The organism is Affinirhizobium straminoryzae (assembly GCF_007004135.1).
In the GTDB taxonomy this organism is placed as follows: Bacteria; Pseudomonadota; Alphaproteobacteria; order Rhizobiales; family Rhizobiaceae; genus Neorhizobium; species Neorhizobium straminoryzae.
Map to the genome: position 1 here is coordinate 1 of NZ_VJMG01000060.1, position 11,558 is coordinate 11,558.

An 11,558-nucleotide genomic window follows, 5' to 3' on the forward strand; every position below is an offset into this window, starting at 1 on the left:
GCCGACCGCGTGATCATCGTCGACGAGCGCGGCGAGATCATCGACGGCGATCAGCTGATGGCCGTCATCGCCGAGAGCTGGGCCGAGGACGAGAAGCTGCGCGGCGGCGGCATTGTCGCCACCGTCATGTCCAATCTCGGTCTCGAGCGTTTCCTGGGCGACAAGGGCCTGACGCTTGCCCGCACCAAGGTGGGGGACCGCTATGTGGTGGAGCATATGCGCCACCACGATTTCAACGTGGGCGGCGAACAATCCGGTCACATCGTGCTGTCGGATTTCGGCACCACGGGCGACGGCCTGGTGGCCGGCCTGCAGATCCTTGCGGCCGTGAAGCGCACCGGCAAGACCGTCAGCGAGGTCTGCCGCCGCTTCGAGCCCGTTCCACAGCTCTTGCGCAATGTCCGTTTCAGCGGCGGCAAGCCGCTGGAGGACATCATCGTGCGTCAGGCAATCGAAAGCGCGGAGGCCGAGCTGGGCGGCAGGGGCCGACTGGTGATTCGCCCCTCCGGCACGGAACCGCTGATTCGCGTGATGGCCGAGGGCGATGACCGCACCCAGGTGGAGCGCATCGTCAACGATCTCATCAATGTGATCGGCAACGTCCGCACCGCTGCCTGATCGCTCTCCTCTTGCTTGCAGCTTCAAGGCCCGCCGGCGTCGCCGGCGGGCCTTTCTGCATGACGGGCCGGCGCGGAACGTTAGCATCCGGTTAACTCGAGCGGAGAAGAAACCTCTGATTTCACCGTATGTTAGGGTTAATCGCTCCTTTACCTTTCTGATCGATGATCGGGGCAAACCGGAATGATTCACGGCGCTCCCCGCGTCGACATGAGAGACCTGGAGTAAATCCCATGAGGAATACCCTGATCGGCGCGCTGGCCGTGCTGCTGGCTGCGGGCGCCGCCCATGCGGCTGACCTTGGCCGGCAACCCGCCATCGATCCGATGCTGCTGAACGCACCGGAGGTGACGGTGCAGGAGGCCGCAAGCGGCTGGTACCTGCGCGGCGATGCCGGCTATGCCTTCCAGGATATGAAGGGCGCCGATTTCTTCCAGGGTGGTTCCTCCGCGGGCAAGGCCGATTTCACCCGTGCCGAACTGAAGGACAATTTTCTGTTGGGTGCCGGCGTCGGCTATCAGGTCAACAACTTCCTGCGAACCGATCTCACCTTCGACTACACGTTCCGCAGCCGCTTCGATGGCTCGACCAGCGGCGGCGGCGCGGCCTCCGGCGCCTGCGTGACCAATTGTACCTCGCAGGATATCGCCCACATGAAGGCCTACAGCCTTCTCGCCAATGCCTATGTCGACCTCGGCACCTATGGTTCCATCACGCCTTACGTCGGGGGCGGCATCGGCGGCACCTATGTGAACTGGAGCAAGCTGAGCAACACCTCCTGCGAGACCGGCAATCCCTCCAATTGCGATGCGACGGTGGAGCATGGTGGCAAGGGAAGCTGGCGCTTCACCTATGCCCTGATGGCCGGCGCGACGGTGGACGTGACCTGCAACCTCAAGGCCGATATCGGCTATCGCTATCGCCATGTGCAGGGCGGCGACATGTTCGGCTATGCCTCGAATGGCGGGCCGGGCTATGACAAGGGCTTCGACGTGCATGAGGCCCGCATCGGCGCCCGCTATCTGTTCGGCGGCTGCCCTCAGCCGTCCGTTGCGGAGGACGAACCCGCACCGCTGGTCTACAAGTAAGGGATATCTTCTGGACGACCAAAACCCGCCCGGTTCGCGCCGGGCGGGTTTTGGTCGTTGTGCGTCTGGTTCGGGGGAGGATCAGAATTCGCGCTTCAGGAACAGCTTGTCTGCCGACCAGTAGCCGCCGCCGAAGGCTGCGAAGAAGAAGGCACCACCGGTCCAGAACAGCGAGGCAAGCTCGGCCTTGGTCTGCACCTGTTCGAGGAATTTCGCGCCGCCATCCATCAGGCGGACAGCTGCGTTCGGCGTGAACAGGTCGCTACCGGCTTTCAGCGCGGCAATGCCGCCATCCGTCAGCAGCGCGTGGCCGTAAGGGTGGGCGAAGTGGAACCACAGGGTGATGGCCAGCATCACGGCATTGGCAAGCGCGACCGGGCGGGTGAAGAGCCCGAGCGCAATCATCAGGCCGCCGAAGAACTGCATGGCGGCGAGCGTCGGCGACCAGATCCAACCCGGATGAAAGCCGAGATTTTCGACAAATCCAACCTGCGCCATCGGCGCCATGATCTTCGGATAGCCCTCGATCATCAGCATGCCGCCGATCGCCACGCGAAATGCCGTCCAGGCAAAGGGCTGGGCGAAGTGTTCGTAGAAGCCGGCGAGGAACGGCAGATAGAAATGGCTCTTTTCCTGCTGCTGCACAGGCGTATAGATGCTTTGCATGGCCATGGTATAGGTCCTTGTTCTCAAACATGAATTGGTCATCGGACCGAAAAAGCGGCTCACCGGTCCAGCGGATGGAACGCACAGGCGCGGCAATCATTGGCACCGCATTCACAACCGATGGCTGATCATAATTCGCCACGAATAATTCATGTTGATCCAGGTCAAGTTTTGGGGCGCGTGCCGGGGGCACGCAAAAAAGACAGAGATCGTTTGATTTGCGACTTGACCGAAAGCCGGGCATCCCATAACACCAGCGGCGGGACACCTCTCCCCAACGAGAGGCTTTCTATCTGGAAGGATAGCCACAATGGCGGATCTCGCAAAGCCGGACGTACGTCCGAACAATACCCATTTTTCTTCTGGCCCCTGCTCGAAGCGCCCCGGTTGGTCGCTTCATGCGCTCGCTGATGCCCCGCTCGGTCGTTCGCACCGCGCCAAGGTGGGCAAGGCCAAGCTGAAGCAGGCCATTGATCTTACCCGCGAAATTCTTCAGGTGCCGGCGGATTACCGCATTGGCATCGTTCCGGCTTCCGATACGGGCGCCGTCGAAATGGCCATGTGGTCGCTGCTTGGCGAACGTGGCGTGGACATGCTTTCCTGGGAAAGCTTCGGCGCCGGCTGGGTGACCGATGTGGTCAAGCAGCTGAAGCTCGCCGATGTCCGCAAGTTCAATGCCGATTACGGCCTGCTGCCCGATCTGACGCAGGTCGATTTCGACCGTGATGTCGTCTTCACCTGGAACGGCACCACCTCCGGCGTGCGCGTCGCCAATGCCGATTTCATCCCGGCCGACCGCAAGGGCCTGACGATCTGCGACGCCACCTCGGCGGCCTTCGCGCAGAAGCTCGACTTTGCCAAGCTCGATGTCACGACCTTCTCCTGGCAGAAGGTTCTGGGCGGCGAGGGTGGTCACGGCATGATCATTCTGAGCCCCCGCGCTGTCGAGCGCCTCACCACCTATGTTCCGGCCTGGCCGCTGCCGAAAATCTTCCGCATGACCTCGGGCGGCAAGCTGATCGAAGGCATTTTTGTCGGCGAAACGATCAACACGCCCTCCATGCTCTGCGTCGAAGATTACATCGACGCGCTCAACTGGGCAAAATCGATCGGTGGTCTGGAGGCGCTGATCGCGCGTGCCGACGCCAATGCCAAGGTCATCTTCGATTTCGTCGAGGCCAATGACTGGATCGCCAACCTCGCGGTTGATCCGGCGACCCGCTCCAACACCTCGGTCTGCCTGAAGATCGTCGATGCCGATGTGGCCGCGCTCGATGCCGACCAGCAGGCTGCCTTTGCCAAGGGCGTCGTCGCTCTCCTCGAAAAGGAAAACGTTGCGCTCGATATCGGCGCCTATCGCGATGCCCCGTCCGGCCTTCGCATCTGGGCCGGCGCGACCATCGAGACCGCCGACATGCAGGCCGTCATGCCGTGGCTCGCCTGGGCTTATCAGACCCAGAAGGCCGCGCTGACCAAGGCTGCCGCTTAAAAGCGTCGATACTTTCGGCTTCGCCGTGTGAGGCGAAGCCGCTTTCCCAGACAAGACTGAACCTTTTTGCTTGAACTCTTCTGAAGGAGGCCTCTCGTGGCACCTCGCGTTCTCGTGTCCGACGAACTGTCGGAAACCGCCGTCCAGATCTTCCGCGATCGCGGCGTCGAAGTCGATTTCCAGCCGCAGCTCGGCAAGGACAAGGACAAGCTTGCCGAAATCATCGGCAACTACGATGGTCTGGCGATCCGCTCGGCCACCAAGGTGACTGAAAAGCTGATCGCTGCCGCCACCAATCTGAAGGTTGTCGGTCGCGCCGGGATCGGCGTCGACAATGTCGACATCCCCGCCGCCTCCAAGCGCGGTATCATCGTGATGAACACGCCCTTCGGCAATTCCATCACGACCGCAGAACATGCCATTGCCCTGATGTTCGCCGTCGCCCGCCAGCTTCCGGCTGCCGACGTTTCCACGCAGGCCGGCAAGTGGGAAAAGTCGAAGTTCATGGGTGTCGAGATCACCGGCAAGACGCTTGGCGTCATCGGTGCCGGCAATATCGGCTCCATCGTCTGCTCGCGTGCCATCGGCCTCAAGATGCACGTGCTCGCCTATGACCCCTTCCTGTCGGCCGAGCGCGCGCAGGAAATGGGTGTGACCAAGGTTGAGCTGGACGAGCTGCTTGCGAAGGCCGACTTCATCACCCTGCACGTGCCGATGACCGACAAGACGCGGGGCATCCTGTCCAGGGAAGCGCTGGCCAAGACGAAGCCCGGCGTGCGCATCATCAACTGCGCCCGCGGCGGTCTGGTGGATGAGGCAGCTCTTGCCGAAGCCATCAAGTCCGGCCATGTCGCCGGTGCCGGCTTCGACGTGTTCGAAGTGGAGCCCGCCAAGGAAAGCCCGCTGTTCGGCCTGCCGAACGTGGTCTGCACGCCGCATCTCGGCGCCTCCACCACGGAAGCCCAGGAAAACGTGGCGCTGCAGGTGGCCGAGCAGATGGCGGATTACCTCGTCAAGGGTGCCGTCTCCAATGCCATCAACATGCCGTCGATCACTGCGGAAGAAGCGCCGATCCTGAAGCCCTTCATCCGTCTGGCCGATGTTCTGGGCTCGTTCGCCGGTCAGGTGACGGAAAACCCGATCAAGGCGATCGAGATCCTTTATGATGGCGTCACCGCCACCATGAACACCAAGGCGCTCACCTCGGCGCTGCTCGCCGGTCTGATCCGCAATCAGGTGGCGGATGTGAACATGGTTTCGGCGCCGATCATGATCAAGGAAAAGGGCATCGTGCTCTCCGAGGTCAAGCGCGACAAGACCGGCGTCTATGACGGCTATATCAAGCTGACGGTGACGACCGACAAGCAGACCCGCTCGGTGGCCGGTACCGTCTTCTCCGATGGCAAGCCGCGCTTCATCCAGATCAAGGGCATCAACATGGATGCAGATGTCGGTCAGAACATGATCTACATCTCCAACACCGACGTGCCCGGCATGATCGGCTTTATGGGCACCACGCTCGGCAATGCCGGCGTCAACATCGCCAACTTCCAGCTGGGCCGCGAGAAGGAAGGTGGCGATGCCATCGCGCTTCTCTATGTCGATGGTGCCGTGGACAAGGCCGTCCTCGACCAGCTGACCGCCAATGCAGCGATCAAGCAGGCAAAGCCGCTCACCTTCAACGTCGACTGATCGGCGTCTCCCAGGACAGATGAGCCCGGTGCGTGAAAACGCGCCGGGCTTTTTCGTGTCCGGTCAGCGCGATATCGACGCGATGCCGGTCAAATTTCTTCACAAATCCGAAAAATCGGATCGGACCTCTAAAACCGTCAACCGTTGATGGCTATATGGGTGGCATAACCCGCCAAAAGCGGTTCTGTGAGGAGAGAGAGATGTTATCCAGGCTTCGGCGCTTCAAGCACGTTCTGTCGGTGATGGTCATCGGCATGGCCGTGTCTCTTGCTGCGGTCGATTTCGCCGAGGCGCGCCGCGCCGGTTCGAGCGGTTTTGGCAGTCGTGGCACGCGCACCTATTCGGCTCCGCCGACCACTCGCACGGCGCCGGATACGGCTGCCCCGATCCAGCGGTCGATGACGCCGAACACCCAGACCAATGCCGCAAATCCCGGCATGGCAGCCGGTCAGCAGGCTGCGGGCCAGCAAGCCCGCCGTGGTCTTTTTGGCGGCTTCGGCGGCGGCATTCTCGGCGGCCTGTTCCTCGGCGGCCTGTTTGGCATGATGATGGGGCATGGCTTCGGTGGCCTGGCCGGCATGTTCGGCATGCTGTTCCAGATGCTTCTGATCGGCGGCCTGATCTTCCTGCTGATGCGCATGTTCGCCCGCCGCACCCAGCCGGCAACGGGCAGCGCCAGCCGTTACTCTTATGATGCGCCGCCCGCGCAGGGGGCGGGCTTCAGGATCCCGCAGATGGGGTCTGCAGGCGCCGCTGCCGCAGGTGCCGCCGCGGCGACCCGCCCGCGCGTGGCTTCCAAGGCGACCGACGAGATTGGCATCACCAATGGCGATCTCGACGCGTTCGAGCGTCTGCTGACCGACGTCCAGAGCGCCTATGGCGCCGAGGACTATGCACGCCTGCGCGTCCTGGCAACCCCGGAAGCCATGTCCTATCTGGCCGAAGAACTGGGCGAGAACGCAACGCAGGGTGTGCGCAACGAGGTGACGGATGTTCGTCTTCTGCAGGGCGATCTCGCCGAATCCTGGCGCGAGAATGGTCTGGACTATGCGACGGTTGCCATGCGCTATCAGAGCATCGACGTGATGCGCAATCGCAAGACCGGCGCCGTGACCCAGGGCGATCCTGCCACCCCGACGCAAACCACCGAGGTGTGGACCTTCGTGCGCAAGCCGGGCGAAGACTGGAAGCTCTCTGCCATCCAGGGCACTGACTGACACAAGCCGCGCTGCGGACGGCATGTCGGCGCATCAGCGTGGAATGACATCGAGAAGGCTCGCCGGCCGGCGGGCCTTTTGCTTGTCCAAAACTCTGTCTTCGGTGTGAAGGATCGTCCGGATTTGTTCGATAGTGCCGGGTTTTGTTTTCGATAGATTGATGAGCGCAAGATGAACTTGCCTCTTTTGCTGCATCTCTGCATGATGGCCTGCAGAAGAGCGCGAGTGTTTACGATGAGACTGTCGAACAGGATGCAAAGGGTCGGTCGTTCGCATGCGGCTGGATGAGGGAGCCGGGGAGGGTCTGCCGTCGATGCCGTGGGATGAACAGGAGCCTGCGGAGGGGGAGAGACCGCTGGTCCGGACGATCCTCTGGGCAGTCGTGGTTCTTGTGGTGGCCGGTTCCGTTGCCTTCTGGAACCGCTACGACATGAAGGTTGTCGCAGCCGGCGACCAGCCGCATGCCTACGTCCTTGACCGCTGGACGGGCACGATGACCTATTACCACCAGGCATCCTCGGTCAGTGTGGACAGGCAGTAGGCCTGCGTTCTGACGCCGAGGTCACAGACGCGCCAGCGTCGCCGCGTCCGGCTCTCCCGCGCAGAACTGCTGCAGGGCCCGAGCGAAGGGCGAGCCGCTCTCGCTGACGGCGGCAAACAGTGTCATGCTGGAGCAGAACTTGAGATCATCCGGTGTGCCGAGGATCGCATGCGCCGATCGGTGCCGATGCGCCAGCATGGCGGCGGTACAGGCGGCAAGCCGTTCGCCGAGAAGGGGATGGGCGAGATAGGCCATCGCCTCTGCCCGGCCGCTGATCGCATAGCGCCTGGCCATTTCGGAATGGCCAAGTCCCGCCATCTGCGGAAAGATGAACCACATCCAGTGCGAGCGTTTGGCACCGGCCTCCAGTTCCGCCAGCGCGGTTTCGTAAACCGGTTCCTGCGCCATCACGAAGCGGGCGAGATGAAAGGGATCGTCGGGCATGGGGGCCTCCTGATGGCTGAAACGCGGCTCACTGGTCCTGATGGGACAGGCGAACTCACCATTTTGTCAACGCCGCTCTCTTTTCCTTGTTGCAGCGCACCCTAACTGCCGGACCATGGAACAGCGTCTCGAACTTTACCTTTTAACGGCCATTCGGTTTCTGCCAGACTGGCTGCTCAGCATGATCATCCTTTGTCTGGCGGTTATCGTCGGCTGGCTTGTGCACCGTTTCGTCTTTCGCCTGCTGACCCGGATTGTCGCCAATCGTGATCTCTTCTGGCGCTCGCTGGTGTCGCGCACGGAACAGCCGCTGCGGCTTGCCATCGTCACCTGGGTGCTGGCGCCGGCTGTCGGCATCGCGCCGCTGAGCGACCAGGAAACAGGCATTCTACGGCATATCCTGCTGCTCTGCTTCATCGTGCTGATCGGCTGGATGGCGCGCACCACGCTGCATATCTGGACCACGGTCTATCTCCGCCGCTTCAAGCTCGATGCGGAAGACAATCTGCTCGCCCGCAAGCATGTCACGCAATCGCGCATCATGGAACGGGTTGCTGCCACGCTGATCATTGCGCTGACGCTTTCGGCCGCGCTGATGACCTTTCCGGCCGTGCGGCAATACGGTGTTTCGCTGATGGCCTCTGCGGGCGTGGCCGGCATCGTGCTCGGTCTGGCCCTGCAGCCGGTTCTGAAGAACCTGTTTGCCGGCATCCAGCTGGCGATCACCCAGCCGATCCGCATCGATGATGCGCTGATCGTCGAGGGCGAGTGGGGCAAGGTGGAGGAAATTACCTCCACCTACGTGGTCGTCAAGCTGTGGGACTGGCGTCGCCTGATCCTGCCCCTCGGCTATTTCATCGAGAAGCCCTTCCAGAACTGGACGCGCGAGGGCGCGGCTCTGATCGGCACGGTGATGATCTATCTCGATTATACTATTCCCGTTGCCGAGATCCGCCGCAAGGTCGAGGAGATCGCCCGCAACTCGCCGCTGTGGGACGGGCAGGTGGTCAATGTCGCCGTCACAGATTTTCGTGAGAGCGTCATGGAGATCCGCATTCTCGTCTCCGCCGCCGATGGTGGCCGGACCTTCGACCTGCGCTGCGAGGTGCGCGAGAAGCTGATAGCCTTCATCCAGCGCGAGTATCCGGGAGCCCTGCCAAAGGTGCGCGCCGAGGCATTTTCTGGCGTCGGTCCCAACTCTTCCGTAGTCCACGACGAGGCCGGGCAAAGGATGTCTTCATAAGCTGCAACCCTGCCATTGCGCCGAAAACCTTGCGTTTTGGCCGCGTCCTTTCTATATCCGCCAGAAGTACTGGGGACGGCCGAACCCGTCCGATGAAGAGATGCTTGGGCCGGCGGAACAGATCGCTGGGCATGGTCGAGCGAGAGAGTTCCTGTGAATACGCTGGATTTTGACAAGAAGCCGGAAGATACGCGCGTTGTCGTCGCCATGTCGGGCGGCGTGGATTCCTCTGTCGTTGCCGGACTTCTGAAACGTCAGGGCTATGACGTGCTCGGCATCACGTTGCAGCTCTACGATCATGGAGCGGCCGTCCACCGGGCCGGCTCCTGTTGCGCGGGGCAGGATATCGAGGATGCGCGTCGCGTCTCCGAAACGCTCGGCATTCCCCATTACGTGCTCGATTACGAAAAACGGTTCCGCGAAACGGTGATCAACCCGTTTGCCGAAGCCTATGCCATGGGCGAGACGCCGGTGCCCTGCGTTGCCTGCAACCAGACGGTCAAGTTCGCCGATCTGCTGGCGACCGCCCGCGAACTGGGAGCCGATGCGCTGGCGACCGGCCACTATATCCGCTCGCGCCCGAACCCGGGCGCCGACAATCCGAACCGCCGCGCGCTCTATCGGCCGATCGATGCCGACCGCGACCAGAGCTGGTTCCTGTTTGCCACCACGCAGGAGCAGATCGATTATCTGCGCTTTCCGCTCGGCGGCATGTCGAAGGCGCAGGTCAGGGCGCTTGCCGAGGAGATGGGCCTCGTCGTTGCCAAGAAGGCCGACAGCCAGGACATCTGTTTCGTGCCGCAGGGCAGATATTCCGACATCATCAGCAAGGTGAAGCCGAATGCGGCCCTTGCCGGCGATATCGTGCATCTCGATGGCCGCGTGCTCGGTCGCCACGAAGGCATCGTGCATTACACCATCGGTCAGCGGAAGGGGCTTGGGGTGGCGACCGGCGAGCCGCTCTATGTCGTCTATCTCGATGCCCGCTCGCGCCGCGTCATCGTCGGGCCGAAGGAGGCGCTGGATACCCACCGTGTCTATCTGCGCGACATGAACTGGATCGGCGACCGTGCACTGGATCTCGATGCCGGCGAGGGCTTTGCCTGCTTTGCCAAGGTGCGCTCCACGCGCCCGCCGACGCCGGCCACGCTGTTTGCCAATGAAAAAGGCATCTATGTCGATCTCGCCGTCGGTGAGGCCGGCGTCGCTCCCGGCCAGGCCTGCGTGCTCTATTCGGCCGAAGGGGCGGATGCGCGCGTCTGGGGCGGCGGTTTCATCGAGCGTTCGGAACGTGCGGCCGATGCGGAAGCCTCGCTGAAGACGCTTCTCTCCACCCCTGTTGCGGCCTGACCACCGGTCCGGAGCGGCGCTTTGGCGCGCCGTTTCACGGGCTTTGGAAAAGCTCGGCTTTTTGAGCGGGGCGTGCTTGACTTTGGTTGGAGCATCCCATTATAAGCCCCCCATCGCGCCGGACGGTTCATGGAACTGACATCACGGCAGCGGTCTGGCGGGGTAGCTCAGTTGGTGAGAGCGCAGGATTCATAACCCTGAGGTCGGCGGTTCAATTCCGCCCCCCGCTACCAAAAAATCCGAAAAGCTTGAAAGTCGAATGGGTTGCGCAGCGCATGAATCGCCTGCGTGTGTGAAAGCCTGATGTGAGCGGGCCCGCCACCCGCTCCCCATCAAGGCATCACACCGTCAGCGACGGAATTTTCAACGCCGCAGCGACGCGACGAAGATGATTGGCATCGGTATCCTTGCCAGCCTCGATGGCCTGAAGTTCAAGCACCGTCAGCCCGCAGGTGACAGCGAGGTCTTCCAGGCTGTAGCCAGAGGCGCGCCGGCTTTCGCCGATGACCTGGGCCGTCGAAACCGGTTTGCTTTCTGCAAAGTTTGTCTGTGACAATGTCATGGGTACTCCTTTGGTAGTGCCGACCAGGGTCGGAAAAATTTGGGCATCAGCTCAAAGGACGCTGCTGCAATACGAAATCTATTTGCTGCAGCGCAACATAGATAGGGCTTTCGCAGCGAGAGTCCAACCCTTTGCGCACGGTGTGCCGGCCGATCACGCAGATTTTCCCGCCTCTGCGCATGAAAGGTTGTCCTGCGGTCTGTCTTAGCAGGTTCCGGTTAGCATGAGGCTACACCAGTATATTCAATTGTTCTTATATTGCTTTCCGCCTGCGGAACCCGAAGCCCCTACCGGAACCATGAGAATTTGTGCGCTTGCGATGCGCTGGATCAAACCATTCGCGTGCCTGCGTGTTAGCCATGGGACACCCGGGCCGATGGCGGCCCCGATGTCCTTCGCGGGCGGAATGGACCGCCCGCGCCGTCACGACCAGGAAGGCGCGCATGTCCCCGATCACCCTGTCCCCCATCACGAGGGCTGAGACCAGCATGTCCCGGATCATCTGCATCACGCTCAATCCCACGCTCGATCTCTCCAATGATGCCACGAAGGTGGTGCCCACTCATAAGGTGCGGGTGCGCAACCAGCGACAGGAGGTCGGTGGCGGTGGCATCAACGTGGCCCGCGTGATCGCCGAGCTTGGCGGCG

The 11,558-nt window shown here is 62.0% G+C and carries 11 protein-coding genes, 1 tRNA gene and 1 pseudogene; 10 read left to right on the forward strand and 3 right to left on the reverse strand.

Going from position 1 to position 11,558, the window contains the following annotated elements; all coding sequences use genetic code 11:
* The coding region (locus FNA46_RS19170; RefSeq protein WP_483923586.1) for a phosphohexomutase domain-containing protein at positions 1 to 618 on the forward strand (618 nt) is incomplete at its 5' end.
* Between the two features lie 233 nt (positions 619 to 851).
* Positions 852 to 1,706, forward strand: coding sequence for an outer membrane protein (locus FNA46_RS19175; protein WP_143126820.1), 855 nt, complete (start codon positions 852 to 854; stop codon positions 1,704 to 1,706).
* An 81-nt stretch (positions 1,707 to 1,787) separates the two neighbouring features.
* Here FNA46_RS19175 and FNA46_RS19180 read toward each other — a convergent pair whose 3' ends face one another.
* The gene (locus FNA46_RS19180) at positions 1,788 to 2,378 is read right to left on the reverse strand and encodes a DoxX family protein (protein ID WP_143126821.1); all 591 of its coding nucleotides are present in this window, start codon (positions 2,376 to 2,378) and stop codon (positions 1,788 to 1,790) included.
* Between the two features lie 304 nt (positions 2,379 to 2,682).
* Between FNA46_RS19180 and FNA46_RS19185 the strand changes: the two genes are divergently transcribed.
* The 4 genes from FNA46_RS19185 to FNA46_RS19200 all read left to right on the forward strand — a co-directional run bounded on the left by FNA46_RS19185 (position 2,683) and on the right by FNA46_RS19200 (position 7,311).
* Positions 2,683 to 3,861 (forward strand): phosphoserine transaminase, encoded by a 1,179-nt coding sequence (locus tag FNA46_RS19185; protein ID WP_143126822.1) that lies wholly within the window; start codon positions 2,683 to 2,685, stop codon positions 3,859 to 3,861.
* Between the two features lie 96 nt (positions 3,862 to 3,957).
* On the forward strand, positions 3,958 to 5,553 hold the full coding sequence (gene serA, locus FNA46_RS19190; protein ID WP_143126823.1) for a phosphoglycerate dehydrogenase: 1,596 nt from the start codon (positions 3,958 to 3,960) through the stop codon (positions 5,551 to 5,553).
* A 200-nt stretch (positions 5,554 to 5,753) separates the two neighbouring features.
* On the forward strand, positions 5,754 to 6,770 hold the full coding sequence (locus FNA46_RS19195) for a Tim44 domain-containing protein (protein ID WP_143126824.1): 1,017 nt from the start codon (positions 5,754 to 5,756) through the stop codon (positions 6,768 to 6,770).
* Between the two features lie 313 nt (positions 6,771 to 7,083).
* Positions 7,084 to 7,311: a hypothetical protein gene (locus FNA46_RS19200; RefSeq protein WP_143126825.1), complete on the forward strand. Its 228-nt coding sequence runs from the start codon at positions 7,084 to 7,086 to the stop codon at positions 7,309 to 7,311.
* 21 nt (positions 7,312 to 7,332) lie between these two features.
* On the opposite strand, the gene FNA46_RS19205 is transcribed toward FNA46_RS19200, so the two are convergent.
* Complete coding sequence (locus tag FNA46_RS19205) at positions 7,333 to 7,755, reverse strand: DUF1810 domain-containing protein (protein WP_143126826.1); 423 nt, start codon at positions 7,753 to 7,755, stop codon at positions 7,333 to 7,335.
* Positions 7,756 to 7,936: 181 nt separating this feature from the next.
* On the opposite strand from FNA46_RS19205, the gene FNA46_RS19210 reads away from it, so the two are divergent.
* The 3 genes from FNA46_RS19210 (at position 7,937) to FNA46_RS19220 (ending at position 10,581) form a co-directional block, all read left to right on the forward strand.
* A complete protein-coding gene (locus FNA46_RS19210) occupies positions 7,937 to 8,998 on the forward strand; it encodes a mechanosensitive ion channel family protein (protein ID WP_246103212.1) in 1,062 nt (353 codons plus the stop codon).
* A 153-nt stretch (positions 8,999 to 9,151) separates the two neighbouring features.
* Entirely contained in the window at positions 9,152 to 10,348 is a 1,197-nt protein-coding gene (gene mnmA / locus FNA46_RS19215; protein ID WP_143126828.1) for a tRNA 2-thiouridine(34) synthase MnmA, read from the forward strand.
* A gap of 156 nt (positions 10,349 to 10,504) precedes the next feature.
* Positions 10,505 to 10,581, forward strand: a tRNA-Met gene (locus tag FNA46_RS19220).
* 107 nt (positions 10,582 to 10,688) lie between these two features.
* Here the strand turns inward: FNA46_RS19220 and FNA46_RS19225 are convergent.
* Positions 10,689 to 10,910 carry a helix-turn-helix domain-containing protein gene (locus tag FNA46_RS19225; protein ID WP_244617905.1) on the reverse strand — a complete coding sequence of 74 codons (222 nt, stop codon included), beginning with the start codon at positions 10,908 to 10,910 and terminating at the stop codon, positions 10,689 to 10,691.
* A gap of 443 nt (positions 10,911 to 11,353) precedes the next feature.
* Here FNA46_RS19225 and FNA46_RS19230 point away from each other — a divergent pair.
* Positions 11,354 to 11,558, forward strand: a pseudogene (locus FNA46_RS19230) (hypothetical protein); the annotation flags it as partial.

Bases quoted from the DNA above. Each gene is read 5' to 3' on its own strand.
- FNA46_RS19175 (WP_143126820.1), top strand. From the start codon at position 852: ATGAGGAATACCCTGATCGGCGCGCTGGCCGTGCTGCTGGCTGCGGGC.
- FNA46_RS19185 (WP_143126822.1), top strand. From the start codon at position 2,683: ATGGCGGATCTCGCAAAGCCGGACGTACGTCCGAACAATACCCATTTT.
- FNA46_RS19210 (WP_246103212.1), top strand. From the start codon at position 7,937: ATGATCATCCTTTGTCTGGCGGTTATCGTCGGCTGGCTTGTGCACCGT.
- FNA46_RS19205 (WP_143126826.1), bottom strand. From the start codon at position 7,755: ATGCCCGACGATCCCTTTCATCTCGCCCGCTTCGTGATGGCGCAGGAA.
- FNA46_RS19200 (WP_143126825.1), top strand. From the start codon at position 7,084: ATGCCGTGGGATGAACAGGAGCCTGCGGAGGGGGAGAGACCGCTGGTC.
- FNA46_RS19195 (WP_143126824.1), top strand. From the start codon at position 5,754: ATGTTATCCAGGCTTCGGCGCTTCAAGCACGTTCTGTCGGTGATGGTC.
- FNA46_RS19180 (WP_143126821.1), bottom strand. From the start codon at position 2,378: ATGGCCATGCAAAGCATCTATACGCCTGTGCAGCAGCAGGAAAAGAGC.
- FNA46_RS19225 (WP_244617905.1), bottom strand. From the start codon at position 10,910: ATGACATTGTCACAGACAAACTTTGCAGAAAGCAAACCGGTTTCGACG.